This is a genomic window from Mycobacterium montefiorense (assembly GCF_003112775.1).
Classification (GTDB): Bacteria; Actinomycetota; Actinomycetes; order Mycobacteriales; family Mycobacteriaceae; genus Mycobacterium; species Mycobacterium montefiorense.
Genome location: NZ_BFCH01000018.1, coordinates 583,787 through 610,143, shown reverse-complemented (window position 1 = coordinate 610,143; position 26,357 = coordinate 583,787). Strand labels below are relative to the sequence as shown.

At 63.2% G+C, this 26,357-nt stretch carries 19 protein-coding genes and 1 pseudogene; 8 read left to right on the top strand and 12 right to left on the bottom strand.

From position 1 onward, the window contains the following. The 4 genes from DB708_RS15310 to DB708_RS15295 all read right to left on the bottom strand — a co-directional run. The coding region (locus tag DB708_RS15310) for a GAF domain-containing protein (protein WP_409347611.1) at window positions 1–827 on the bottom strand (827 nt) is incomplete at its 3' end. Window positions 828–958: 131 nt separating this feature from the next. Further along, window positions 959–2,296: a PPE family protein, SVP subgroup gene (locus tag DB708_RS15305; protein WP_108923146.1), complete on the bottom strand. Its 1,338-nt coding sequence runs from the start codon at window positions 2,294–2,296 to the stop codon at window positions 959–961. Between the two features lie 327 nt (window positions 2,297–2,623). Further along, the gene (locus tag DB708_RS15300; protein ID WP_165839862.1) at window positions 2,624–4,177 is read right to left on the bottom strand and encodes a GMC family oxidoreductase; all 1,554 of its coding nucleotides are present in this window, start codon (window positions 4,175–4,177) and stop codon (window positions 2,624–2,626) included. Between the two features lie 423 nt (window positions 4,178–4,600). Then, window positions 4,601–5,362 (bottom strand): SDR family NAD(P)-dependent oxidoreductase, encoded by a 762-nt coding sequence (locus DB708_RS15295; RefSeq protein WP_108923142.1) that lies wholly within the window; start codon window positions 5,360–5,362, stop codon window positions 4,601–4,603. A gap of 301 nt (window positions 5,363–5,663) precedes the next feature. On the opposite strand from DB708_RS15295, the gene DB708_RS15290 reads away from it, so the two are divergent. Then, a complete protein-coding gene (locus DB708_RS15290) occupies window positions 5,664–6,275 on the top strand; it encodes a peptide chain release factor 2 (protein ID WP_108923140.1) in 612 nt (203 codons plus the stop codon). Between the two features lie 159 nt (window positions 6,276–6,434). Then, a complete protein-coding gene (locus DB708_RS15285) occupies window positions 6,435–6,749 on the top strand; it encodes a DUF732 domain-containing protein (RefSeq protein WP_235616775.1) in 315 nt (104 codons plus the stop codon). A 48-nt stretch (window positions 6,750–6,797) separates the two neighbouring features. Here the strand turns inward: DB708_RS15285 and DB708_RS15280 are convergent, their stop codons facing one another. The 4 genes from DB708_RS15280 to DB708_RS15265 all read right to left on the bottom strand — a co-directional run bounded on the left by DB708_RS15280 (window position 6,798) and on the right by DB708_RS15265 (window position 11,186). After that, window positions 6,798–7,844 (bottom strand): flavin-containing monooxygenase, encoded by a 1,047-nt coding sequence (locus DB708_RS15280; RefSeq protein WP_235616829.1) that lies wholly within the window; start codon window positions 7,842–7,844, stop codon window positions 6,798–6,800. Between the two features lie 262 nt (window positions 7,845–8,106). After that, on the bottom strand, window positions 8,107–8,433 hold the full coding sequence (locus DB708_RS15275) for a DUF732 domain-containing protein (protein ID WP_409347610.1): 327 nt from the start codon (window positions 8,431–8,433) through the stop codon (window positions 8,107–8,109). Window positions 8,434–8,486: 53 nt separating this feature from the next. Continuing rightward, window positions 8,487–9,869, bottom strand: a complete 1,383-nt coding sequence (locus DB708_RS15270) for a PPE family protein (protein WP_108923134.1) — start codon at window positions 9,867–9,869, stop codon at window positions 8,487–8,489. A 72-nt stretch (window positions 9,870–9,941) separates the two neighbouring features. Further along, entirely contained in the window at window positions 9,942–11,186 is a 1,245-nt protein-coding gene (locus tag DB708_RS15265; protein ID WP_108923132.1) for a PPE family protein, read from the bottom strand. Between the two features lie 881 nt (window positions 11,187–12,067). Between DB708_RS15265 and DB708_RS15260 the strand changes: the two genes are divergently transcribed. Together DB708_RS15260 and DB708_RS15255 are read left to right on the top strand one after the other, a co-directional pair. Beyond that, window positions 12,068–13,186 (top strand): LLM class flavin-dependent oxidoreductase, encoded by a 1,119-nt coding sequence (locus DB708_RS15260; RefSeq protein ID WP_108923130.1) that lies wholly within the window; start codon window positions 12,068–12,070, stop codon window positions 13,184–13,186. Between the two features lie 654 nt (window positions 13,187–13,840). Then, window positions 13,841–14,158: a DUF732 domain-containing protein gene (locus DB708_RS15255; protein WP_133251017.1), complete on the top strand. Its 318-nt coding sequence runs from the start codon at window positions 13,841–13,843 to the stop codon at window positions 14,156–14,158. 35 nt (window positions 14,159–14,193) lie between these two features. Here the strand turns inward: DB708_RS15255 and DB708_RS15250 are convergent, their stop codons facing one another. Both DB708_RS15250 and DB708_RS15245 read right to left on the bottom strand, forming a co-directional pair. Beyond that, entirely contained in the window at window positions 14,194–15,279 is a 1,086-nt protein-coding gene (locus DB708_RS15250) for a cytochrome P450 family protein (RefSeq protein ID WP_108923126.1), read from the bottom strand. A gap of 104 nt (window positions 15,280–15,383) precedes the next feature. Beyond that, window positions 15,384–15,683, bottom strand: coding sequence for a hypothetical protein (locus tag DB708_RS15245; protein ID WP_108924287.1), 300 nt, complete (start codon window positions 15,681–15,683; stop codon window positions 15,384–15,386). 164 nt (window positions 15,684–15,847) lie between these two features. Here DB708_RS15245 and DB708_RS15240 point away from each other — a divergent pair, with 164 nt between their 5' ends. Further along, the gene (locus DB708_RS15240) at window positions 15,848–16,522 is read left to right on the top strand and encodes a DUF2510 domain-containing protein (RefSeq protein ID WP_108923124.1); all 675 of its coding nucleotides are present in this window, start codon (window positions 15,848–15,850) and stop codon (window positions 16,520–16,522) included. Window positions 16,523–16,955: 433 nt separating this feature from the next. Beyond that, on the top strand, window positions 16,956–18,269 hold the full coding sequence (locus DB708_RS15235) for a cytochrome P450 (protein ID WP_201263530.1): 1,314 nt from the start codon (window positions 16,956–16,958) through the stop codon (window positions 18,267–18,269). Between the two features lie 304 nt (window positions 18,270–18,573). Here the strand turns inward: DB708_RS15235 and DB708_RS15225 are convergent. Together DB708_RS15225 and DB708_RS28315 are read right to left on the bottom strand one after the other, a co-directional pair. Then, a pseudogene (locus tag DB708_RS15225) lies at window positions 18,574–20,058 on the bottom strand (MFS transporter); the annotation flags it as partial. Window positions 20,059–20,064: 6 nt separating this feature from the next. Beyond that, complete coding sequence (locus tag DB708_RS28315; RefSeq protein WP_133251016.1) at window positions 20,065–22,167, bottom strand: hypothetical protein; 2,103 nt, start codon at window positions 22,165–22,167, stop codon at window positions 20,065–20,067. A gap of 457 nt (window positions 22,168–22,624) precedes the next feature. Between DB708_RS28315 and DB708_RS27985 the strand changes: the two genes are divergently transcribed. Both DB708_RS27985 and lanM read left to right on the top strand, forming a co-directional pair. Beyond that, entirely contained in the window at window positions 22,625–22,750 is a 126-nt protein-coding gene (locus tag DB708_RS27985) for a hypothetical protein (RefSeq protein WP_261859444.1), read from the top strand. 202 nt (window positions 22,751–22,952) lie between these two features. Beyond that, the gene (gene lanM, locus DB708_RS15215; protein WP_133251015.1) at window positions 22,953–26,168 is read left to right on the top strand and encodes a type 2 lanthipeptide synthetase LanM; all 3,216 of its coding nucleotides are present in this window, start codon (window positions 22,953–22,955) and stop codon (window positions 26,166–26,168) included. Window positions 26,169–26,357 lie beyond the last annotated feature (189 nt).

The following is a 26,357-nucleotide window of genomic DNA, read 5'->3' as shown; positions in this document are numbered from 1 at the left end:
TCGTCGGCAATCAGTGGCATGACGATGGCTGAGCGTTCACCGACATCGGTGAACCCTTCGATCGGATATTGGAAGGAATCAGTGATCAGGGGTAAACCGCGCCGCGCCACGCCGCCCGTAGTGGAACCGTCCATCGGAACCTGCCGACCGATCACCTGCGAGGCGTACCGGCCCGCGGTGGCGGCCACGACCAGCGTGTCGACCTCGTCATGGGGTCGATCCGGCTCGCGGGGCACAAGCAAGATGGCCTGTTCGGCACCGGCCAAATCGAGCGCCCGGTTGACGATGAGCTGCAGCGGCCCCGTTTGTGGGTCACCGGACAGCAGCGCGGTGGTGATCTCGCGACTTGCCTTCGTCCACCTCGACGATTCACGTTCTCGCTCGAAGAGCCGTGCATTGTCGATGGCAGCAGTCGCCGCCGTGGCCAACGCGCGCACCGCGCTCTCGTGGGAATCGGTAAACACGTGGCCGGGCCGATCATCGGCAAGGTAGAGGACGCCAAAGTCGGCTGCCCGCACGATGATCGGGATCGCGAGCAATGCCCGCACGGACGGGCCATCCGCGTCGAGCCCGCCGGCTTGCAAATCGACGGTCAAATCATCGATGCGGATGCCTTCGCCCACCGACAGATCGCCGAGCCGCCGCGCTATGGCGTCGTCCGCTCCGGCGTGCACGAACGACGCCAGGCCGCCGTCGGACGCGCGAATACCCAGCGCCCCATACCTGGCACCGGTCAACTCTCGCGCCGCGTTGACAATTCGATGCAACGTCACGTCCAGATCCAGGTCGGAACTGATCTCGACGATCACTCGCACCAGCTGGGCCATCTGATCGCGGGCCGCCTCCAGCAGGTCAAGCTGGTCGCGCAGCCGGCTCGTCGGCTGGTGCCCGCCCTGCCCGGTGGCTGGGGCTTCACCAGGACCGTTGACCATGGCTATAAACGTAACGCAGGCTGCGGTTAGCGATTACTGAGCAGTCGTTGCTTCTGTTCGTCGAACTCGGTATCGGTTAATACTCCACTGTCGCGGAGCCTGCCCAGCTTGCCCAGCAGATCCGTCATTTCGCGTAACTCGGCAGCACTTCCGCCAGGCCGATCGCCCACTGCCGTTCCGCGATCGCGCGAAGTCTCGCCGGCAGGCACCTGAATGCCGGGCGCGTCAGCTTTGTTTGCCTGTCGACGATCTCGGGAATCGCCGGCGCCACGTCCGGACAATTGCATCAGCGGTGCCCCGCCGAAAACCGGCATTCCGCTGAACAGACCGGGGCTCGGGCCGGTCGTCGGGACAGGACTGGCCATCGGCGACGCCTGCGCGACCAGCCGTACTTCGGGGGCCGCCGAAGCCCAGCCCTGGGGCACCGACAAGCGACCGAGGGAGGATGCGCGGCCCGTTTCCGCCGACACTGTTGTCGCCTCTTCGGGTAGACGCCTGGCCGGCGTCGCTCCTTGCTGCGATGCAGCTGCCGATGGCTGCGGTGCCGACACCGTCTCGGATCCGAACATCTCATGTTCGGCCTCGGAAACGAACCCCGCGGCACCCGACAACCCGATCAGGCCGAGGCCGTTTCCGAGCAGGCCGGAGCCGAGCGAAATCAGATCATAAGGATTGGAGAACTGCGAAAAGTCAGTTGATCCCGCGGGCAGCGAGGTCAGCGCTTGTAGCGCATTCGGCGCCGCGGTCATCGAACCGCTGGACACCGCGCTTTGTGCCTGCCCGGCCGCGCTACCGGCAGCCTGCGCGGCCGCGGCACTCTGCGCTGCGATCCCACCCTGGTCGGTGGTCTGCTCCGGCGAGGCGAACGGCGTCACTTCGGTGGCCGCTCGCGATTCGGCGGCATAGCCATACATCGCGGCAACGTCCTGGGCCCACATTTCGGAGTAGGCGACTTCAGTCGCCGCGATCGCCGCCGCGTTTTGGCCGAACAGATTCGTCGCGATCAGTGAAGTCAACTCGGCACGGTTGGCCTCGATCACGGGCGGAGGCACCGTCATCGCAAACGCGGCCTCGTAGGCCACCGCCGCGGCGTTTGCCTGGGCACTGGTCTGCGTAGCCTGCGCAGCGGTGGTGTTCAGCCATGCCAGCTGCGGCGCGGCCGCGGCCACCATCGACGCCGACGACGGGCCCTGCCAGGGTTCGCTGGAGAGTCCTGAAATTACGGACTCGAGATTGGCCGCCGTGGTCTGCAGCTCGTTAGCCAGTTCATCCCACGCCGTTGCCGCGGCCAACATCGAGCCCGCTCCCGACCCCGCGTACATGCGCCCGGAGTTGACCTCCGGCGGCAATACCGCGAAATGCATTTAAGATTCCCCTGAATTCGTTCGGTCGTGCTGCCTTACGCTTCCAGATTCCCCTTGTTACCACGCGATCCCGGAATCTTCGAGTAACCACCCGTGTACAGCGGGACCGTGACCGACGACTGCTTCATTAATTAGGTTGGTAGCGCAGGCTTTTGCACAAGCAATTCGAAAGCTGTTACCTTGGGCACAGTTGCGACGTTGGAGGTGGGTGAACGCCGAGCAGAGTCGCAATGGTAAGTTCGGCTCAGTGCGCGAAAGCGCGAGTTGAGTTCGGGCGACGCTCAATGTTGTTGCACACGTGGCGATTACAACGCACCTTGGACGACCTCAGAGGGCGTGACGCTCGCGCAGGATCTGGCCGGCACGCTCGCCGATGATGACGCATGGAGCCATGGTGTTGCCGGTTGTGACGCGCGGCATGATGGATCCATCAGCGATCCGAAGGTTCTGCACTCCATAGACTTTCAGTGATCCGTCGACCACCGACATATTGTCGTTGCCCATTTTCGCCGTACACGTCTGGTGGTGATAGGTAGTGACGTCGGTACGGATGAAGCGCTCGAGCTGAACGTGATTGAGATTGCCTGGCATGACCTCTCGTTTGCTGAACGGACGGAGCGCCGCTGAATTGCCGATCTCGCGGCACAGTTCGATGCAGGCGATCGCCGCCTTGATGTCGTCGGGGTGCGACATCAGATTGGCGTGAATCCGCACCGTGTCGAGCGGGTCGGGTCCCGTCAGATAGATTCGGCCGCGACTTTTCGGTCGCACCACAGCACCCAACATCGCCCAACCCGATTCCGGTAGAACGATTTTGGCCGCATTTTCCCGGCTTGAATACGGAAACTCAAGTTGGTACGCCTGAAGGTCGGGGGTGTCCAAGCTTGAATCACTCTTGGCGAAGACGGTCATCTCACCGCCACTATTGCGCCACGGCAGGGGCGTCTTACTCTCCCAAACGCAGGAAAACGCGGGATGATCCTGTAGGTTACGGCCGACTCCAGGCAAATGCTGGACCACGGGGATGCCATGGTGGCGCAGCTCGGCCCGATCGCCGATGCCCGATTGCATCAGTACCTTGGGTGTGTGGATCGCCCCCAACGACAGCACCACTTCGGATCCCGCGCTGACGCGATGCAGTTTGCCGTCGTGAACGAATTCCACGCCGGTGGCGGCCCACCCGCCGGAGGCCTTGTCGAATCTCACTCGAGTTACCAGTGCGCCGCTCAATACCGTGACGTTGGGCCGATCCATAAGCGGAAAAAGGTACGAGCGAAAGACCGATTGGCGATATCCGTTGCGGATGCGCAGATCGACGATCGACGCGCCGCCGTCGCTCTCCATCAAGCTACCGTTTTGATGGTCGAAGGTCGGAATGCCGAGTAAGTCGGCGGCGACAAGACCTTCGGTCGCGATTGGGCTTGGGTTGGAAGCGGATTCGACGTATACCGGTCCACCGGTGCCACGATGGTCAGGGTCGGCAGTGCCATGCCAGTCCTCAATGTCGCGATAGATGGCGAGCACCGACTCGTAGCTCCATCGCTCGTCTTTGGCTTCGGCGGCGAAATAGTCCCAGTCGTTCTTGTGGCCGCGCGCCCACACCATGACATTGATGCTCGAACCCCCGCCCAGGACCTTGCCCATGGAATATGGGATCGCTCGTCCGTTCAGGTGGCAGCTGGGTTCAGCGGTGAAGTTCCAGTCGCGCTCGCTACCCAGGTTGGCCAGCCACATTTCCGGTCTGAGTGTCTCGGGCGCCTCGTCGGAGCCGCCGGCTTCCAGGACCAGCACGCTCACATCGGGATTCTCGGCCAGACGACGCGCTACCACGGAACCCGACGAACCCGACCCGCACACGATGAAGTCGTAATGGGCCTTCATCTCCGTGCCAAGGTTCTCCTGATTACGTCGAACACGATCGGCGAATTCCTCGGTGGTAATGCCTGTCTCGGACCACGTTGAAGTCATATCGGCTTTCTCATTCCCGGTGTCGCGTCAGGTCGGCTGGGCCGTGCACCGGCCGCATGCTCGTGCATGATTCATGGCTACCGCGCGGCCGCAGTGCCCGTCGACAATTGGGCTTGCGTCACGCGTTCGCTGGACAGAAATGCGCGCAAACCGGATAACCCGAGTCGCCGGTCGGCCTCGACGGCGATCTGGTGAACAACGTGGTGGGTGTCGGGTGCCTGGCGGTGCACCTAGGACGCGACGGCTGCCGCGGGCCGGAGCCGCTCCCAGACAGACGTGAATACCGGTGCCGAAACTGACGTATTCGCGGGCATTGACGCCGGCGATACCAAATCCTCAGACTTGGTTGAATCCTCCGTCGGCGGTAAGCGTTGATCCAGTGCTAAAGCCGGATAGATCGCTGGCGAGAAACACTGCGGCGTGGGCGATTTCGATGGGTTCTGCGAAGCGCCCCAGCGGGATGGTGGCAACGCGACCGGCGCGGAAGTCTTGAATCGACGCGTTGGAATCGGTTTGCGCAGCCAGTGCGTCGCTTCCCGGGGTGGCGGTGGATCCGGGGACCAGGACGTTGACCCGAATGTTGCGGTCGGCAAGTTCGCTGGCCCAGGTGCGGGCCAGCGAGCGCACAGCGGCTTTGGTGGCGGCGTAGATGCTGAGCCCGGGACGACCGCGATCTGCGGTGGTGGATCCGGTCAAAATGATCGAGGCGTTGTCGTTGAGTAACGGGAGCGCTTTTTGGACCGTGTACACGACCCCTTTGACGTTGGTCGTCAGCAGCGCGTCGAGGTCGTCGTCGGTGATCTCGCCGAGACGCGAGACCGTGGTGGCCCCGGCGTTGGCCATGACGATATCAACGCCCTTGCCCGCCGCCTCGACCTTGGCATAGAGCCGGTCCAGATCCTCCGGTTTTCCGACATCACCGACCACGGCGATCGCGCGAGAACCCAATTTCTTTGCTGCGGAGTCCAGTTCGGTCTGGCGCCGCCCAGTGATGAACACCTTGTCGACACCTTCGGCGATGAAGCACTCGGCGGTGGCTAAGCCGATGCCTGAGTTGGCACCGGTGACGACAGCGATCTTGTGGTCGAGCAGTCCCATCTGGGTCTCCTGAAGTCAGCGAGGTCACTAGCGTTGATGCAACGGGAAATGCCGATCGATATTCCCACCTACATCGCGTCGCATCTGGACAAACCGAACCCACCGTTGTTCCGAATGCATTGGTGACCAGTTTGACTTCCAGAGCAATCAGGAACCGGCGTCGAGGTGTTACACGACAGTACGGTCCGCCGCGTCGGCACGGCCGCCGAGGTCATGCTCTGCGCTGGCGCACCACCCACCGCAGCTCGACGCATCAGTTCTAAAGCGATCCAACAGCAAGGAATTCAACGAAAGGGCAATCATGTCAACAGGTGCCGACATCGGCTGGGCAGCCGACCCCAATCTTCGCACGGGCGAATGGCAGGCGACCACGCATTTCGGCCTGCGGCCTGCGCCGCACGGCTTGGCACTGGTCGAGGACTTCCTGAACACGGGTGCTGTGCCGGCCGCAGATCTGCTCGGCGACGCTAAACAGGCCGAGGACTGGTCGACGCGAGCCGCCCGGGTCTGGTCGCTGGAACGCGGTATCGAGCCGCGCCCGCCCGTGCTGGCCGACGGCGACGACGCCCAACTGCGTGCCCGCGTTCGCGCATTGGTGTCGGGCATCTGCACCGCCGCCGCAGCGTGCGGTGATCTCGGCGCCGCCAACTTCATGCTCTCTATCGATGGCGATTTACATTGGCAGCCAGCCGGTGACGGATGGCGATGGTGGGCGGCCGCCATTTGCAGCGAGGTGTTGCTGAGCCAGCACTCGGGGGCATGGACGCGGTTGAAAGAGTGCCGCAACGGCTCGTGCCGTGTCGTCTTTTACGACCGCTCGTGGAACAACGCGACGGCGCTACACGCCGGGGATTCGTCCCCGACACATCGGCGCCTGGCCAATGAGCGCCTCCCTTTCGCGGCGACTGGGTAGCCAAGTCTGCAGGGATCCGGCCGTTGCGGGCTTTCGCTATTCTTGGTACTTCTGCTGCTTTGGAGCCGCACACTACTGGCAGCCTCATTGACGCGAAGAGAAAAGAAAGCGGATCAAATGCCCTCACCTCGCTTGCTGGCCAGACTTGCTGTCCCCCTGATGGCTGGCGCTGCGCTTACCTGTAGCGCTGCTGTCGCGACTGCCACGACGGCCCAGGACAATGCGTACCTTGCGCAACTGCGCGCCGTCGGTCTGACTTGGCCTCCCAACACAGAAGAGGCACTCATCGGCGAGGCGCACCTCATCTGCTACGACCTGACTTGGGGTTGGACGCCACAACAGATTGCCGACGAGGTCCACACTCACTTGGACAAACGGGGCGTGACGCTGCTCGACGTGGGAACCATGGTGAACGCCGCTCACTCGACGTATTGCCCCGGCAATGTGTGCGACGCCCCAAGCCTTTGCACCTGAGGTATCGGCCGCCGCGAGTGCCGGACTGACCGGACTCGAATCCGCGGCTTAGGCAGATTGTGCCGCCGGCTCACGTGCTGCTATGCACTTGGCGAGGCGCCGCGACTGTCTAGCGGCATGGCCGATCAGTGCGGGCCTTCGCTGATACCCGATGAACCACAATCCGTTCGCTGCGGGTTCTGGCGCGAATCGTATTGGCACTTCGTCCTTATCGAGGACGTCGAGGTGGCCGACCAGCGGCCCCAGCCCAGTTCGATAGCCAGTCGCACAGATCACGACATCGGGCTCTAGCTTCATCCCGTCGACCAGCGTGACACTCGTGCCGTGAAATCGCTCGATTGTACTGACGACTTCTACGGCCCCATTCCGCACACTGGCGATCACCTCCATGTCGACGACGGCGACGGGGACATTGCGTGCCGCGAGCGTGAACGGACCTTCATCGGGAAACGGCAACCCATAGCGTGTCAGGTCACCGATGGTGCGCCGCTGCACAAATCGGGCGATCGCATCGGCGGCACGAACCGGCGCGTGGAACAACGGCCCAGCGACGATGTCGACCGAATTTCCCCAGAATGATTGGCGCGCAACGAGGTTCGGAGGTGTTCGTACAGCCAACCATACTTTGTCAGCGACTGGAGCAATGTCGTGTGCTGCTTGCAGACCTGACGGGCCCGCACCGATAACCAATACCCGCTTGCCGCGGTAGCGATCTGGCTCGCCGAAAGACGAGGTGTGTAATAACTCACCACGAAATTTGTTCATATCCTTCATCTTTGGAAGGTACGGAATATTGGCATACGCGGTAGCGACTACCACCTCACCCGCCTCGATCACACCCCCAGATGTCGTCAGACGCCATTTACTCCCCCATCTGTCGATCCTCTTCACATCGGTGCCAAGCCTCAACTCGATACCATCACGGTGCGCGTGACGATTGAAGTACTCCGCCACTTGATCACAGCTCGGAAACCGAGGCGTGTGTCTCGGGTACGGACGCCCCGGTATGTGCGAAAACCATTTGCCAGTCATGAGTCCGGTCATGCTGGTGTAGTTGCGCCATCTGCTGGCTACCTCGTCGGCGCGATCAATCAAGGTCGGGCTGATTCCGCGGTCAAGAAGGCTAACGGCTGTCGCGACGCCCAAGGGGGCCGGCTCCGACGATCACTACGTTGTCTCGGCGTGTCCCGCCGATGCCAGGATTGCCAATCTTGGTCATGCGACCACGATATTCTATCTGATGCACGTATCATCAGATAGTGGGTGACATCACTTCCTCCTGCCGCGGAGCATGCTGCGCGTTCGAGTCAGGAGGGTCGTCCGGCCGCGCGTATCCGCAGCCCATCGCGTGTTTTGGTCAGGCCTTGGAGAGTTGATGCGGGCAGTAGAACTTCGCGGAGATCAAGGCGAAGTTGGATGCCATCTCCATATCGATACCGGGGTTGTGGCTCTTTACGTCGTTCAGCAGCTCCAAGTTGTCCTCGCCGTTGTTCAGACACGAGCACACCGCGCGGCCCGCGGATACGGCCGAACCTTCGCTGGAAAAGCTGAATCCAGCTTGATGCAGCGCGGCGATGAAACCGGCGTCGTCGCCGTCCGGTTCGGGAGCGGGATCAGCATACGCAGGCGCCGCGAGGCCAATCATGGCGAGAACTGCGAGCAATATCGTGAGGCGTTTCATCAGTTACCTTCTCTCGTGTTGACGAATTAAGTTGTCCCCTAGCCCGATTGCACTTCCTAGGACGAAATGACTTTAGGATTACCATTTTTCAGGTGCACCGCATGGATACCGGGCTTCTTGGCCAGCTGTTCGAGCAGTGCGTCGAGACCTTCTTGATCTACATCGTGGTGCTGCACGGTTTCGGGCTTCTCCGATATCTGGGCGACCAGACGTTTGAGATGCTCCGGCGAGTTCTTGTCCTTCAGATCCTTGATTGGGGTCATCCGATTGCGAATGCCGTTGCGCACCAGAGTGGGACCTCCGGCGCCCATGGCGCTCCCCAACATCCCCGCCATACCCATGGAGCTGAACAGGCTTCCCGCGCCGACTGCGGCCGCTGGAATGACCTGGGGCCCGGCGGCGGTCAACGCCGCAGCGACCGTCCTGATCGCCGGGGTGGCCGAGGCCCAGCTGGGTGGAACAGTCAACGCCCCTACCAAAGTGCCACGTGCAAATCCGGCCGTCGGAGAGATCGCGTCGAACAGCGTGCCTCGGGTGAATCCCAGCGCTCCCAGACCGGCTCCCAGCGCGTCCTTCGGCAGCGCGCCGTATGCCACCGGTGGGGCGAACTTGAGCCACTGGGACACCGGGAAGTTGATCAGCAGCCCGATGTCGTTGAACTGCGTGGTAAGCCCGAGCGGAACCTTCACGGCGTTGTACATCGCCGTGTAGAAAGCCGAGCCGCCCGGCACCGTGTTGAGCAGGCTTGACCAGAAGTTCTGGTAATCGGTGGCAAGCTGCGCCAGCCACGCCAGCGGCCCGCTGTAACCGCTAGGGGTGGTGGCCGCCGCGGCCACCGAATTTGCCGCGTTGCCGGCCGCATTGCTGCTCGACGTGGTCACCGCGGCCGCCTGCGTCGCCGAACCCTCCTCGTTGGTCGTCTTCGGCGCCGGGCTGAATTCCGTCAAGTTGTTGGAGGTGGTAGCCGAGGAGGCGAAGTAGGTGTCCATCGCCTCGGCGTCCTGGGCCCACATTTCGCCGTATTGCGCTTCGGCGGCCGCAATCGCTCCGGTGTTCTGCCCGAGCACGTTGGTTGCCATCAGTTGCGCGAGCAGTTCACGGTTGGCCGCGATCAGCGGTGGCGGCACGTGCGCGGCGAATGCCGTTTCGTACGCGGCCGCCGCCTGGCCGGCCTGCTGCGCGGTCTGCGTGGCCTGAGTCGCGGTCTGCTGCATCCAGGCCATGTAAGGGGCGGCGGCGGCCGCCATGGCAAGCGACGACGGGCCCACCCAGGGCCCGCTGGTCAGATTTGCCAGCACCGACGAGTAGGCGGTCGCGGTGGACTGCAACTCAGCGGCCAGGTTCTCCCAGGCCGTCGCCGCCGCTACCAGCGACTCGACTCCCGGACCGCTGTACATCCGGCCCGAGTTGAACTCCGGCGGAAAGGCTCCGTAAAACATGTCGTTACCCCTTCCTGGCGGCGGGCGCTTGGCTGGCTGGTGCTGGGCTGCGGCGCGTGGTGTTCATCGCGATCACGCCTCCAGGGCCGGGATGACGATGATGGTGGCGGCTGCCGGGTCGGCCTCGGCGACCAGACTGCCCAGCGCGGCTGCCGTCGCGGCACGGCCGCTAACCGAGTGGGTTGTGGTGGCGGCGATGGCGCGGCCGGCCAGGCTGGACAGAGCCATCTGGCTGAAAGCGCCTTCCTCACCGACCATGGCGGCCGGCGCGGCCGCCAAGTCGGCAGGCAGCACCTGGGCCACCGTTCTGATCGCCGGTGCGGCATCGGTCCAGCCCTGTGGCACCGACATGCTTCCCACCAACGCCGCCCTACCCATGGACCCGGTGGCGGGCCCGCCACCGACCGCCGAGCTGAGCATTGGATGGACGCCGGCGCCACTCGTCAGCGGCGCCAACGCCCCCTTGATGAACTTCGGCCCGGCCAGATACGCCGCGGCGCTCTGCCCGTTCTGACCCCACGCGTACACCTGCCCGAACGAGAGGAACGGACCACCAGGAATGCTGGTCCACGACTGCGGCGAGAACACGCCGGTGACGGCCGCCCAAAAGGTGTTCCAGTTGGTTATGAAAGGCGGCACCGTCACTCCTGTCGACGAATCGGCCGCTGCGCTTGCCGCCGCCGAAAGTGGTTGCACCGCATTCGAAGTAGCTGACTGAGCCGCGGTATTGGCCCCAGACGTGGTGCTCGACCGGGCCAACGCGGCCGCTTGCATCTGCGAGCCTGAGTCGTTCGTGGTTTGCGGCGGGTCGGTGAACGGTGGTAACTGTGACGCGGTCGCCGACGAGCCGGCGTAGGTGTACATCGCCGCGGCATCCTGCGCCCACATCAGCATGTAATGCGCTTCGGTCGCCGCGATCGCCGTAGTGTTTTGGCCCAGCAAGTTGGTAGCGACCAACGTCGCGAGCAACGAGCGATTGGCCGCGACGACGGGTGGCGGCACCGTCGCCGCGAAGGCCGCCTCATAGGCGCCCGCTGAGAGCTTGGCCTGGCTTGCCGCCTGCTCGGCCTGAGCGCCGGTCGCGCGCATCCACTGCACATACGGCGCGGCCGCGGCGGCCATCGCTATCGAGGACGGACCGCTCCACGGTCCAACGGTCAGGCCTTCAATCGTCGATTCATACGAAGCCGCCGTGGAATACAGCTCCGCAGCTAACTCGTCCCACGCCGCGGCGGCGACCAGCATCGGTCCCGCTCCCGCACCGACATACATCCGACCCGAGTTGATCTCCGGGGGCAACGCGCCGAAGTCCAACATTCTCTTACCTCCGCTCCCTCATTTGGCCGCGATGGAAGGCGCAATATTGCAGCCTCGCCGCAACACACCGTGGCCCCAACGGAATACAAATACCCCAACGATTCGATATGTCTGAACGACAAAGACCGCACTGTCTCCGGCTAGAAATATGTCAGGATCCGCCCCCGTTTCGCTTCTGAATCCCGACTTGGTATAGCGATCATTGTTGGCGAGGCTTATTCGCGTTGCGTTCCCGGCGGGTAATCGCGGCGTAAAAAAGAAATGTCACTGTGCCGCATGCTGGTGTGAGAACACCGGGCGCGTACGACTCAACCCGTCGCGCAAGAAACTACCAGTTCAAGACCTGTGTAGCCAGGATGAACCGAGCGACCGCAACGGTCCGCGCGGCGGTCCGGAGATAGACATGTCGACAGATCACCGCGATTTATGAGACATCTCTCACCATTCGAACGGCCGTTTGCTAACGGTATCGCGAGTCCATCAATGCTTGTCGTGACCGGTTATAAATACCGGCGCATATAAACGAATGCCACAGCGGCGGGAATTCGCGTTTTAAAATAGCTCACGCAATGATTGGTTCTATTCAGAAATTTCTGCCCGTCAGCGTGGGTGTGCTCCCATCTGAGGTAGAAATTCTGGCCGGGCTTTTTCAAGTCACCCAACGTCAACATCCACAGCTGTTAGGACGCTTGTCGGCCACTGGGGATGTGCTGTCAGCACCGCGGGACCTGGCAACAGGCGGTGTCGTTTCGCGACTGCCGCTGCGCGACGGGCGAACTTGGCGGAGTGTGAAATTAGCAGTGCCGCAATCGGTTCGGCGAACGTCGGTGCGTCACCGTAATGGAACCTGCGGAACTGGTAGCGCAATAGGCGGGAGAGTTGTGACGAAGATTGCGTGCGAGGTGCCCTGGCAGAACCGGCGTTTTACCGTCCCGCTGGAGCGCATCAAGCGCTGCGAGCGCCTCGGATTCGACGCGGTCTTCACGGCGGAGGGCGCCGGTTCGGACGCGTTGACGCCACTCGCCTACATCGCCGCCCACACTTCGAAGATCGGGCTCGGCACCCACATCGCGACGCTGACAGCGCGCCCCGCGACCGTACTCGCGCAAGGCCTCACGACGATCGACGCGATGGCAGGCGGTGGGCGGGTAATCGCGGGCGTAGGCGCTGGATTTCCCAGCATCGCCGAGGGCTGGCACGGGCGGCCGTGGGGCAAACCGGTGCGCAGGCTGCGTGACTACGTAGGCGTGCTGCGTCAAGCGTTCGCGGGCCAGGGTGCGCGCGACACCCACGGCAACCCGATTGAGAGCACCGAACTCTACTGGGAGCAGTCCTGCACTCGCCTCGTCAAACCCGTGCGCTGCCAGAGCTCAGAGACAAGCATCCCGTACAGCGGCGCGGGCGCGCTCGGCGTCGAACCGTGGTCGATGTCCGTCGAGTCCGGCTTCGAGCCGGAGATTCACCTCGCCGCGGTCGGCCCGCAGATGGTCGAACTCACCGCCGAGGTCGCCGACGGCTGGTTCCCGTGGGGTTTCGTGCCAGGGATGATGCCGACCTTCGGGCCACAGCTCGACACTGGCTTTGCGCGCCGGACCGACGGCAAAAAGCGCGAGGACTTCGACGTCTGGGCGATCGTCGACCTCGTCGTCACCGACGACGTCGCGGCCGGTATCGATCTCTTTCGCCCCTACGTCGTGGAGTGGTCGGAGAACATGCGCCTGCAAGCCGAGGCGCTCGGGTTCACCGGCCTGTGCGACCGGCTCGCCGAGCTCGTCGCCGCGGGCCGCCGCGAGGAGGCGCTCGCCGCGGTCCCCGACGACTACGTCGACACCGCCTTCCTGATCGGTTCACACCAGCGGATCGCCGAGCGCGTGCAGCTGTGGATCGACTCGGGTGCGACGGGGCTGATCTTCCGCTACGGCCCGCAGGTCCAGGTCGGCGCGCACAACATCGTCGAGGACATGGACATCTGGGAGACGATCGCCCGGGCGACGCGCTAGGGATTTGACAGTTCTCGCCTTACGGCGAGAGCTGGACATGGCCGCCCGGCGGACGCGGCGGCGGAGGTGGGGGCGGCGGCGCAGGCGTTGGCGCTGGCGCATCCTGTGCCGGTGGGGGCACCTGCTGTGGCGGTGCGGGTGCCTGCGGTTGGCGTGGGGACTGCTGCGGTGCTCGAGGTGTCGGTGCCACAACAGGCGGCTCGAGCGGCCTGACCGTCACCGCCGGGACCTCCGGCGGTGGATCAGGTGTGATCTCCCCCAACGGAGCTGGCAACAACGCGTTCGCCGAGTAGTCGCCGATGTGCGTGCCCGCCGAATATGCCGACGCCGATCCGAGCCAGGTCCTCGCGGGCAACTGCGCAACACCAACCACGCTCAAGCCGCTGACGATCGCGGCGGTGATCAGCGTACCCTGAGCATGCCTTCGCGGCCGTCGCGCCGCCCCCCTCACCTGCGGGTTCGCGCGATGGTCCAGTGGTGATTCACGGTTACAAGCAGTTACGATGTCCATCATCGCAGGCGCCAGCCGCCGTCATTGTTACCGCTTGGTGTCGATTCGGTTAGACGTCGAGCGGGTGATACCGGAAGAACGGGAAACTTGCCGTGCGTGCCCATATCACCAGCCTGGCAAACACTCTGGTTAGCGCGTCGGGGGTGCTGACCGCCGCGATTATGTGCGCAGGCACCGCGGACGCCGATAGCCAGCAGGATCAGTTTGTGGCGTTGCTCGCGCAACTTCAGATTCCCGTCATCGATAACGTGCCCGGGCTCGTCTACCGAGCGCACGAAATCTGTAGCGAACTCGATGGCGGCGCCTCGTTCCAGTCGGTGGTCGACGAGGAGATGAACACGACGTTTTCGGCTAATCCGTCTTTGCGCCTGGTTGCCGATCGTGTCAATCGCACCGCTGTGAAATTCATCACCGCATCGGTGACCGTCTACTGCCCAAGCCATCAAGGTCAGCTTCCGTAGCGCGCGGTGCCAATAGTGTTGCCGCACAGCCTCGATCACCACCTCAGTGGCACAGAACCCGGCACCCAACCGTCGAAGACTGCGCCCGAAAACGGGCCGTAGGGTCTGGGATGCCAGGCTCTGGGGATGTCGCCGCCGTTCCAGTCGAATCCGAAAAACGGGATCTCGGCAAGCCACACCGCAAAGAAATCGCCGAGTAGCTCCCTGGCCAGGTGCGACGCCGGGCACCGATGCGGACCTCCGCCGAAACTCCAATGCCGGTGCGCGCCATCCAGTTTCATGTCGTGACCCGACATCTCGTCGGTCTCGTCGCGGTGGACCAGACCGACACACAATTCCACAGGGCAACCGGCTGGGATGGTGGTTTCGCCGACCGTCACGCTGCGGGTGGTGATTCGCGAGACGGTCTTCGCTCCCCCATCCAGCCGCAGCAACTCCTCGATGAAATGACTTTGCCGGCCCGGGTTTTCGCGCAGCTCCTGCTGAAGCACCGGCCTTCGCGCCAACACCGCCAGCCCGGCCTTGATGGGGAAGGACGCGAACATGAAACCGCGGACCACCGAGCCCATCAGTCCCAATACCTCATCGTCGGAAAGGGGTTCGGTGGCGAGGCGGGTGATCACATCGGCGCCGCCCAGCGGCGCGCGCCGGATCGTGCCCACCACGGCCGGGCTGACGGTTTCCAGAGGAACCTGCGGCGGCACCCCGCAGGCCGACATGGAGGCGGCGCGGCACACAACATCAGCGACCTGCACACCATCGCAGCGGTTCAGACGCGCCGCTATGTCACCAATGCATTCTTCGACGAGCCCTCGTACGGGTTTCAGCATTTCCCGTGAACTGCCCGGATTGAACAGGTCGAGCAGGATTTCCCGGTACGGGCCGAACGGCAAATTGCCGGGCATCAGTTCACCCTGGCGGGTACCGAACACTTCGCCATCGCGCATGGCGGCGAGTACATCGTCGCGACGCCACAACGTGTACCCGCCGTGCGGCTCCCGCAGCACTCGGCGGCCGGCCCGCTGCGCGGCAGCCAACCACTCCCGGTAGCCCGCGGTGGCGGCCTCGTCGGACCGCATGACTTCGGCGGCCAGAGCGGCATCGGCGCAGGGCTCCGTCACCGCGCACCACGCGCCAGCACTACCTGCAACTCCACCGCCGCCACTTTATCCTCGAGGCCGCTACCCGGCGCGGCGACGGCCGCCGCTCCGGAGGCCTCGGGCAGCTACTCGACGTCGCGGGTAGCGTCAAGGCGTTCGCTCACCCGTGCCAGTGCCTCGTCGAAGATCTCCACCTTTTCGCCCCGCTTCTCGTTGGCGGGCTGCGCGGCGCCGCGGGCACCTTCGGTTTCCACTCGAGCCGCGCCCTGGCGTCGCAACAGGTTGAAGTTCTTTTCGCGCGCCTGCCTGAGCCGGGTCTGCAATTCCTTCACCGCCGTCTCGTCCATGCGGGCGAGTGCCTCGGTATGGCTCTCGCCGATCAACGAGCTTTCCTGCTGGGTCAGGTTCACCTGGTGGTTGCTCACCGTAGATTCATAGCCTGCACCCGACACCGCGGCGCATCGAATCGCTGGACATCGTGCCGAACCGTCACGCCCGGGTCATGTTCAGTTCACCTCGCCCGGACTTCGGGTAGTCCTTCAGTCGGCGAAAGAGGTTGCGATGGCGAGGACTGAAGGAAAATGGATAGATGCCATCTGAACAGGCGCCGCCTCCTCGCGGCTCGGCGCCGGGCTGGTACCCCGATCCCGCGGGGGTAGGCCATGGATTGCAGCGGTACTTCGACGGCAAAAATTGGACCGGAGAGTGGGCCTTCGCCACGGATCCGCCGAAAAAGGGCGGCTCCGGAAAAGCGGCCCTGGTCCTGGCGGCTCTCGCTGCGATAGTTCTCTTCTTCATCGTTGGCAAAAGCTGGAATTTTGACGACAAGAAAGAATCCTCGTCTAGCACTTCGACCACGGCGCCGACGCTGACGACGAGTCAGGTGGCGCCGTCGACACCGGCTAGCCCCAAGAAGCCGGACGGAGTCACCTTCAGCACTGCTCCGGGCCCAAACGGCGACGTGGTCGACGCCCGATTCGCCATTCGCGACAACTACACCGAGCAGATGATCAGGGACGGTGCGCGGCTCGACACCATCACTATTCTGAAGTACGCGCGAGCGACCTATCCAGACGCTTCCGCGGTGAACATTCAGGGCACCTTCCCGATGACCGACCCGTACGGCAATACGTCAACTCGGGTTGCCATCGACCTCACGTACTCGAAAGCAACGTTGGACAAGATAAATTTTGACGGCATCACCAAAGCCAGCATTTGGGAGATCCGCGATTCGGGCTCTATTCTTCCGGCCTTTGAGCCGTAAGCCGGCCGCAAATTGTGTTCCACTGCGTCGTCCGGTCCGTGGTAAGCAGGCTTTATGCCACCGCGGGGAAGAGGCGGGTCTCCAGCGCCATGCCCTGATGGAGGCTGCCGGTAACAGCGTTATACGGGGCAGCAGGGGGGCGAACGGTGTATCTGTCGGGCTACCGTGTTGTGGCGTTCAGATGTTCACATAACGCCTTTTTTTGCGCCGCTATGTGCAGCTCCACCAATTCGATGAGGGAAGATCGACATGGGCTTAGTTATTGTCCCGGACTGCGATGACGGCATACGGATTTCTGATGAATCGGCGACTTTCTCCGATCACTCAATTACCAGGAATTGCTCGAGCGTCACACGCCTGACCGACACCAGTTTTCACATGAGCTCTACGTGTGGGTCAGATCATTACCAGCGTCCGAGTTGCGGGTAATCGCGTGACTATCGGCGGGCTGCCGCCCGGTCCCCGACTCCCGGTCAGCGTTCAGACCGCGGCGTGGATAGCCAGCCCCTGGAGGTTCATGGAGCGTTCGGCGGCTCGCTACGGCGACACGTTCACACTAAGGCTGGCCGGTGAAGGGACCTGGGTGATGGTGTCCCATCCGGATGCCGTTAAGCAGGTCTTCACGGGGCCGCCGGAGCTGCTGCAGGCTGGGGAGGCAAATCGCATCCTGTTGCCGGTGGTGGGCGCGAACTCGGTGCTCCTTCTCGATGGAAACGCACATAGGGAACAGCGTCAGCTGCTGGTGCCGCCGTTTCGCGGCACCCACTTGCGGTCCTACGCGGACACGATGACAGCTATCGCCGAAACTGAAATCGCGCGCTGGCCCCGCGGCGAACCGGTGCAAGTGCACCCTCGAATCCAGGCGTTGACGCTGGAGGTCATTCTGCGCGCGGTGTTCGGACTTTCAGACGGTGCACACCACCCGCTGCGAGCGGAACTGGTGCGGATGCTGACGACGACGGTGGGTACTCCAGGCCGGCTGCTCTTGCTGGTCCTCAGCCCCCAGCGGATAAGGTCGGCGCTGACACGCAAGTTGCTCAGCGGCGTCGACCGCTTGCTCTACGCCGAGATCGGTGACCGACGTCGAGCGGACGACCTGGATGAACGCACCGACGTTCTGTCCGTGCTGCTGCGGGCCCGGAACGCGGATGGCCAGCCGTTGAGCGATGTCGAGATTCGTGATGAATTAATGACGCTGCTGTTGGCCGGTCACGAATCCACGGCGACCGCGCTCGCGTCGGCGGTGGAGTGGGTGGTCCGCCATCCCGACGTGCAGTCCCGGCTTATTGAAGAGATCCAGGCCGGCCGGCACGAGTTCATCGACGCCGTCGTGAAGGAGACGTTGCGCTTGCGGCCAGTGTTCTCACTGGTCGCGCGGCGTCTGAAGGCACCGATGGAAATCGGCGGCGCGCCGTTGCCGGCCGGGGTGACCGTGGTGCCCTCGATCTATCTGATGCACCGGCGCCCGGAAATCTACCCTGATCCACAACGGTTCCGTCCTGAGCGGTTCCTCGAGGAGCACGGCGGGATGTATGCCTGGATCCCTTACGGTGGCGGTGTTCGCCGTTGTCTCGGTGCCACGTTCGCTCAAGGCGAGATGAGGGCCGTGCTCGCCGCGTTGTTCGGCGGTTACCGGGTGCGGCCGGTCGACGAGAATGCCGAGCGGGACCGCGGCGCCACGGTGGCGCTGGGGCTGCGGCCAGTACCTGTGCCTCGTCGACTTCAGCTGTGGATTGAGCCGCGATGATGGCGATCTCCCCACCCAATTCCGAATGATTGGTGTTTTCCGCAGGCGTTGTGAAAATCAATCGGCGCAACGACTTTCGAAGACTTTCGACGGGTGATCGCGTCGCGGAGGTCCTCGGGTAGGGGGTCGACGGCAGTCAGTACGTGTTGGCCGGCGCAGATCTGTACGGTGCGGTAGCGGCGTCCGGTGTGTGCGAATTTCTTGATGCGCCAACGTGTTCGGTGTTCGATACAGCCGGATACGACCTCAAAAGACTCGCGGGTGTGGTGGTGACGTTGGACACCTGGCCGGGCTGTCCGTTGCCTTGCCGGGTCAATACCAAAGGCGCGAAGCCGACTAAGAACAGCGCGGCAACGATGCCCAACAATGCGATGGACGCGGGCAGCATGATCGACTGCGACATCGCCGCTGAGAACGGCTCGTGCAGGAACTCGGGCAGTTTCAAGGCGGCGGCACCACCGTCCCCAGCGGGGGCATGCCCGCCGTGCGGCATCTCTGCACTGATCCGCGATGTCATGAACGCGGCCATGGCCGAACTCCCGAGCACGGCGCCAAGCTGGCGGACCGCGTTATAAGCCCCAGCGCTCGCGCCGGCCAGGTGCGGCGGCAAGCTGCGGGTCGCGGTGGCGGCCAGCGGAGACCACACGAACTCCATCCCGACACCAATGACGCTGAACGGTAACGCCAGCCGCCAAATCGGCGTGCCCGGGGCCATCTCGAACGAAAGCCACGTTATCGAGATCACCAGCACCGAAAAACCGAAACCGATCACCGGCCGCGGATGGAACCGATCGGAGATCCTGCCGACCAATGGCGCGAATACACCGTTCGTGATCGCCATCGGCGCCATTAGCAGGGCCGTGCGCATCGGCGACAGCCCGCACACCGCCTGCGCATAGAACGTCATCGGCAGCACCATTCCCGTTGTTGCGAACGCCGTAATCGCCACCCCGACGTTGCACAGGCTGAAGTTCCGGTGACGGAAGATCTCCAGCGGGATGAGCGGCTCGCGGCTGTTGAATGACTGCCAGCAGGTGAACGTCGCCAAGAACCCGGCGCCGCCAACGATCGTCGCCCAGATCCACGGCGCCCAGTCAGCGGACTCGCCCTGCTGCAGCCCGAAGACGATGAGAAACATGCCCACCCCGGATAGCGCGACACCAATCAGGTCGAATCGGTGCGGGTAGGTGGGTAGCACCGGGACCAGCGAAAAGGCCAGCACCAGGCCGATGATGCCGATGGGGATGTTAATGAAGAAGATCCACTGCCAACCCAGCTCACCGACCAGCGCGCCCCCGGCCAGCGGCCCCACCAAGCTGGCGACGCCGGCGGTGGCACCCCATGCGCTGATCGCGGCACCGCGGCGGTGCGTCGGGAATATCCGGGTGATCGTCGACAACGTCTGCGGGGTCAGCAGCCCGGCGCCGACCCCCTGTACGACTCGCGCGGCAATCAGCATGGCGGCGCTGCCAGACAACCCACACCACATCGAGGCGACGGTGAACACCGCCAGACCGATCAGGTAGAGGTTCTTAGGCCCGTACCTGTCACCGAGTCGGCCGGCCACCAGCAACACCACCGCATAGCCCAGCAAGTAGGCACTGGTCACCCAGATCACGGTGTCGTACCCGATGCGCAAGTCGGCCATGATGGTCAGGTTTGCGACGGGAACGACCGTCGAGTCGACCATGATCAAGAAGAAGCCGACCATCATCGCCCACAGCGTGTGCCAGGGGTTTGTAACGCGCCATCGCTCTGAGTTGTTGACGCGTGCCGGGTCGGTCGCCATGATCAGCTACCCGGCCCGCGCCGCAGGTTGCTGATGTTCCGGCTGCCCGATCGTGCGCATGAGATCGCAGAACTCCGCAGGCGTGTAACTGCGATGCCAGTGACGAAGGTAGACGTCCTTCGGGATGATGAGAACGTCTGCGTCGCTCTCCGCAACGACCGTGGCAACTCGAAAGTCGCCTCTGATAACGCCCGTGATGCCCAGGAGCTCCCACGGGTGGATCCGGAAGGATTCGTAGCCTCCCGTAGGCCAACCCCGAAGTCCTGACGTCAGCGCGATGTAGACGAAGCTCGCCCGTGCACCGGCTTGCGTTAGACACTCCCCGTTTACGAGATGTCCCAGGCGTGCGTCGCGGAAGCCGAGGTCGATATCGATATGGTCGGTCTTGTAACCACGGGTCGCTACGTTGCGCAGGAAGGTGGTGCGCTTCTCGCGGTCCCATTCGATCGCGTGGGCCGCGAGGAAACGCCGACGCTCCGGCTCGGGAGCGTCGCGTAGCGCCGGTACGCACCGAACACGATCCTTAAGCCCCGGGCTTCGCTTAACCACCAGATCCGCGACCAGCGGCGCGAAATCGGGATTGTCCTCGGTATGTTCCAGGAGTACGCAGCCACGGTGCGGAGAGTCTTGTGCACCCTCGACTCCAACGAAGCTCTCCACGACGTCGGCCTGGATGTCATCGACCACGACGGAAGCATTGTGTGCGGCGCGGCGCACGGCCTCATCCGATCCGAAGCAGCCCCGATAGAACGCGAGCCGCAAGTCGCCTTCCTGAGTGACTTCGGCGCCGGCGAGGTTGGCCTCGCCCGCATTGAGCGGACTCTCTCCCTCGAGCAGGAAGGTGCGTCCCTCGCTGTCACGCAGGGCGTAGACGGCATTAGCGGTCTGCTGGTCGATGAAGATCTGGTAGCTCCCGGAGGTCCTGAGCTCGGTTCCCCGCTGTCGCAGTGCATCGGCACAGCGCAGGTAACGGATCGCGTCCACGACGTCGACAATGAACTCGAGGGCCTGCGGCACCTTGACGTCCAACCAGGCAAAGGCCGTGGCCTCGAAGTCGGTGTAGTGACCCGAGAGCAGGACAGCCCGGTGCTCTGCCAAGGCCTTCGGGCTGATGGCCTCTTGGCGAGCGGCCTGGTGGTGAGCGCGCTCGTCGTCCGTCCGGCTCTTCTTCAGCTGCTTCTCGTGATACAAGGCCTCGAGAGGACGGCCCAGAACATGGAGCATGACCTTGCGCAACGCCTTGGTGTTGTTCAGCGTGGCGATGGGGACGGCGCTTTTGCTATGTGCGAAGGCGAGGGCGACAAGCTCCCGCAGGATCCGTTGCGGCGATCCTTCGAAGACGCCAGCGCTGGTCAGCCGGAGCACGCGCCAGGCCAGGTTCCCAACGTTCGCCGTCCAGAGAATGTCGACGATCTCGTCGAAGACCGCCCCGAAGGCTTCGTGAGCGCCGAACTCCGCATGCACCGTTCGCCCGAATGGATTCAGGTCGGACATCCCGATGTCGTGTGCGTAGGCGATCAGGCAGCCGTAGCTCTTCATGAAGTCCAGGCGAAGCGGGCTGCGCTCGGAGAGCTTGATTTTCGACACATTCTCGATCAGGTCAACGATGCGGTGGGCGACGTCACGCATGTGAATTACGCCGTGATCCGGGAACAGCGCCAGATGGCTGAACGGGTCCTGGAGGAAGCTCGGATCCCTCACCACCTGTCCCAGAGAGAGGCCCGCGTTCACTTTCGAGTAGTAGTTCAGCTCGATGGACTCGCGTATCCGTGCGGGAAGGAGCAGATCCAGAGAGGCTTCCGCCTCATTCCGAGTTGTATCGCATCCACCCGCTTCGAGGGCCTGAGGGCGATCAACCTCGAGATGGTCTGCGCCGGAAGAGATCTGAACGTGCTGCCGGAGAGCAACAGTCCGTCCATATTCGGCGGAGGACTGCAGGAGTTCCCGACTGTGAAGAATTGGGCCGACGCTGGCAATCAGTGACTTGCCGTACGGGTCGCGGATTAACAGTTTGGATCGGTCGGTTTCAACGGCCAGGGCGCCAGCCACCATTACCGAAGTATTCCCGACATTTGTATTGATGTCCAAGGTGTCCTCAGGGGTGCGCATTGTGCTCATCGTGTGCTGCCTCCGCTTTGCATACATTGGTGCCAAATGAGATGGCTCCTGGACGCCACAACGGTAATTCGACGCAATCACTGGTGTCCCCCCTGCTGTCGGGCTTCTCGTCCCCCTGCTGCCCGGTATCTAGGAGTCGTGTCCTAGTCGCAGAGACTTGTTCGGGTGTTGGCTGATGCGGCACCGTCGCCATCAACGGCCGATCAACAGGTGCTGACACGGAAATACGTGCCAAGTCGGGTGTGTCCGATCTAAATATGCGCGCTCATGCCTTGCGGTGCGCCTCTGAAACCTGCCGAATATCAGGTAGCAGGGGGGCAAGAACCCCGACAGCAGGGCGGCCAAGAGCGATCGTGTCGGGCTACCGTCGTGGCGTTCAGGAGTTCACATAAAGCCCACTTCTGGGCCGCTATGTGCGGCTCCACCAACTCAACGAAAGAAGATCGACATGAGCGCAGTGTTTACCTTCGACCGCATCGATGACGTCCTGACCCCCAGCTGTTCGGATGAGGCATTGGAAAGTGCCGGCGCCATGCGCGTAGTGGCCACCATATTGACGCCTACGGCTAAGTGACGGAACTTCCTGATTAGCCTCATTGCGGGGCTATCCGATTTTGGTGGACATCATTCCCCGCAGGCCTTTCGGTCGAGCGGGGAATGATGTGCGTGGGTCGGGAGTCAGGCAATAGATAATCCGTCTTATCCGAGCGTCGACGCGACCGTTAGGTACTGTTGCCGTAGTTCGTAGCTGGCTGGCCGGCTGCAGACGCTGCCGGTTGGGCGTAATCCGGGAGATTGAGATGGAAGCTTTTTACGAGCGCCTAATTACTCGCGCTGCGACCATCGACGAGCTGCTGTCTGACGCATTCGAACAATTACCCGGCCAAAAGAGCGACAGCGAGTCGGCCGCCCGTCGTCTCGCGGCATGGTGCCGGTCCTCGGCCAGCGGCGACTGGTCGCTGTTCGCCCGCCGGCTAGGACGGGACGGCCTATCGATCGAAGACGTGTTGGCAAAGTTCGCCACCGTCCGCCGCAACGCTTCCCAACCGGCACCGACGTGGATCGACGACGCAGTCTGGGTTGACGAAGCGCTGCACAGTCCCGCGAAATCCCTTATCCCCGAAGCGGACTCTTGCCCTTTCGCCGATCTGCTGGAATCGGTGGTCAGCGCCGCGGACGCGCGTCTTTGGTCGATTGTTGACAATCACGTGGAGGCGAACATAGGCGGCCGGGCGCGCGCATCCCTGCACCGTTCGCTCTTGGTCGAGCTGTCACACCTTGCGGCCCCCGCGATATACGAACGTTTCGCCAAGGCCCGAAGCGACGCCAACGATACCCCGGACCGAGTCGATCACGCACAGGCGCCGCTGAACGGCTCGACAGTGCGCTACGACGAGTTCATTTCTGAGCTGAAGGCAGGCGGATTGCGTCGCCTGTTCGATGACAAGCCTATCCTGCTGCGGCTGATGGCTTCACTTGCCCGGCAGTGGATCGACACATCAGCTGAACTGATCACACGGCTCGACACCGACTTGCCGGCGATTCGTCACGGCTTGCTTGAAGTCGACAAGTGCTGCGAGATAACCAGTATCGATGGTGACCTCTCTGATCCGCACAACCTCGGCCGCACTGTCCGGATCATCCGCTTCGACGACGGTTCGCGAGTTGTGTACAAGCCCAAGGACCTTACCGTCGACGTAGCATGGTACGCACTGGTCGAGAGGCTGAACCGCAAGGCTCCGTTCGACCTCAAGGCGGCACGCGTGTTGTCCCGCGCCGGCTATGGCTGGACCGAGTTCATCAGTCACACGAGTTGCCCACAGCCGCAAAGCTTTCAGAGTTACTTCCGCCGCGCCGGTGGGTGGCTGGCACTTTTCCACTGCTTTGTCGGCGTCGACATGCATCAAGAAAACATCATCGCCACCGGCGACCACCCGGTACCGATCGATCTCGAGATGATCCTTCAGGCCGCTGAAGCAAACGGTGGCCTGGACGCCGACGACGACGCGGGACACGCACACCAGGCCGCGACGGAAAAGCTCAACAACTCGGTCCAGGAGATCGGTCTGCTTCCCGTCTATGGCAAGCATTCCAACACAGTCTTTTCCATTGGTGGAGTGACCTCGAACTCCGCTCCACGCGTCAAGCTCATCTGGACCGGTATCAATTCTGACACCATGCGGCCGACGGAAGTTGCTGATATTGCCGCGATTTCGAACCTGCCGCATGTCGAGGGCCATCATGCCCGGCTCGGCGATTACGTCGACGACTTCATGTTGGGTTTCAACGAGTACGCGATGTTCCTGCAACGGCAGCGCCCGGAAGACCTTTTCGACGGCTTCGCCGGATTGACGATCCGCAAAGTCGCCCGGCCGACGAGGTTCTACTACATGCTGCTACAACGCCTCAAAGATCACCGCACGATGGACGATGGTGTCATGTGGTCCGCTCAGGCAGACTTTACCGCCAGGCTGGCGGACTGGCAGCATGACTTCGACCCCCTGTGGCCGCTGCAAGGCGTCGAGCGGGCAGCTGTCGTGGAGTTGAACGTGCCGCACTTCGTGACGGCCAGCGACGGTCACGAAATCCGAGATGCCTCCGGAACCTCGTTTCGTGTAGAGGGGACATCGGGCCTCGACCGTGCGCGCGCCCGCGTCCAGGCCCTCGACGAAGAGGAAATCGCTTGGCAGGCCGAGGTAATTCGACAGAGCCTCTGCAGCCTGAGACGAGCACCGCATGACTCAGGGCCCAACCGGTTGCAGCGAATTGTCACAACGTGCGCGCCCAGCCAAGAAGTCTTCGCCGTGGAAGCCGACGCGGCCGCCCGAACGCTATCCGACCACGCCCATTTCAAGGGGCCAGGCGCGGCCTGGATTGGCCTGGACTGGCTCGGCGACTCCGAGGTATCGCAACTTGTCGCCCTCGGCGACGAGCTCTACAACGGCACATGCGGTATTGCAATGTTTCTCGCGGCACACGCTGCCGTTAGGAACAGCACATCATCAATGACGCTTGCCGTCGCAGCCCTGACCCGGCTCCGCGCAATCATCCGAGGCCGCAACCCCTCACAGATCGCACGCTTGCTCGGTCTGGGCGGTGGGCTCGGTCTGGGGTCGATCGTGTACAGCCTCGCGGTAATCTCAGCGCTGCTTGCTGACGACGATCTGCTCTCGGACGCTCACCGGGCGGCGGAGTTGATTACCCCAGACGGGATTTCAGCGGATCGGCAGCTCGACGTTCTGACTGGCAGTGCGGGCGCTATCTTGGGTCTGCTTCGGCTATACCGCCAGACCGGTTCCGGCGACGCACTTGAGCGCGCAACCAGTTGCGGAAGGCATCTGCTGGCCGAACACCGCGTTGGCCCCGTAGGCCGCCGCAGCTGGCCCGCGCCCGGTTCTGACACCCCGCTCAACGGCTTGCCGCATGGGGCGGCGGGCTTCGCCTACGCATTGGCATCACTCGCCTCAGCCACCGGGATCCAGGAGTTCGCCTGCGCAGCAGAAGAATGCATTGCCTTTGAGAACGCGACGTTTGATGCCGAGCGCAGCAATTGGCCCGACACATCGAGCGGCTCCAGCGACACATGGTGCTGCAAGTGGTGCAACGGCGCCCCGGGCATCGGCCTGGCTCGGACGGCGATGAAAAAACACACGGCGCTGGGTGGCCAACTCATCCAGACCGACATCCGCCGCGCGCTCGCGGGAGCAGAGCGAGGGTGGCCGGGACCCACCGACACGCTCTGCTGCGGGACGCTGGGCAGCATCGAATTCTTTTGGGACGCAGGCGGTGTGCTTGTCTGCAGCGATCTTCGCGAAAAGGCCGTCCAGCGGCTGCTGGAAGTTGTGCAAACCGCCGGGTCGAGTGGCGACTACCGATGGAGCAGCGGAATCAGCCGCTTCAATCTTGGTCTTTTCCGCGGGATCGCCGGCGTCGGCTATACGATGTTGCGGCGTGTCGACACCTCCCTTCCCAACGCCTTGATCTGGGAATGAACAAGCGGCACAAAGGTAGTCGCGGAGCGGAGTTCGGTCACGCCACCAGATCGGCGATATACCTGCCGAATATCAGGTAGCAGGGGGGCGAGAACCCCGGCAGCAGGGCGGCCAACAGTGATCGTGTCGGGCTACCGTCGTGGCGTTCAGCAGTTCACACACAGACCACTTTTGAGCCGCTAGGTGCAG

What these genes read in the sequence shown, in the direction of transcription:
- DB708_RS15305 (WP_108923146.1), bottom strand. Translation starts at nt 2,296, where the DNA reads ATGCATTTCGCGGTATTGCCGCCGGAGGTCAACTCCGGGCGCATGTAC.
- DB708_RS15300 (WP_165839862.1), bottom strand. Translation starts at nt 4,177, where the DNA reads ATGAAGGCCCATTACGACTTCATCGTGTGCGGGTCGGGTTCGTCGGGT.
- DB708_RS15295 (WP_108923142.1), bottom strand. Translation starts at nt 5,362, where the DNA reads ATGGGACTGCTCGACCACAAGATCGCTGTCGTCACCGGTGCCAACTCA.
- DB708_RS15290 (WP_108923140.1), top strand. Translation starts at nt 5,664, where the DNA reads ATGTCAACAGGTGCCGACATCGGCTGGGCAGCCGACCCCAATCTTCGC.
- DB708_RS15285 (WP_235616775.1), top strand. Translation starts at nt 6,435, where the DNA reads ATGGCTGGCGCTGCGCTTACCTGTAGCGCTGCTGTCGCGACTGCCACG.
- DB708_RS15270 (WP_108923134.1), bottom strand. Translation starts at nt 9,869, where the DNA reads ATGTTTTACGGAGCCTTTCCGCCGGAGTTCAACTCGGGCCGGATGTAC.
- DB708_RS15265 (WP_108923132.1), bottom strand. Translation starts at nt 11,186, where the DNA reads ATGTTGGACTTCGGCGCGTTGCCCCCGGAGATCAACTCGGGTCGGATG.
- DB708_RS15240 (WP_108923124.1), top strand. Translation starts at nt 15,848, where the DNA reads ATGCCATCTGAACAGGCGCCGCCTCCTCGCGGCTCGGCGCCGGGCTGG.
- DB708_RS28315 (WP_133251016.1), bottom strand. Translation starts at nt 22,167, where the DNA reads ATGCGCACCCCTGAGGACACCTTGGACATCAATACAAATGTCGGGAAT.
- DB708_RS27985 (WP_261859444.1), top strand. Translation starts at nt 22,625, where the DNA reads ATGAGCGCAGTGTTTACCTTCGACCGCATCGATGACGTCCTGACCCCC.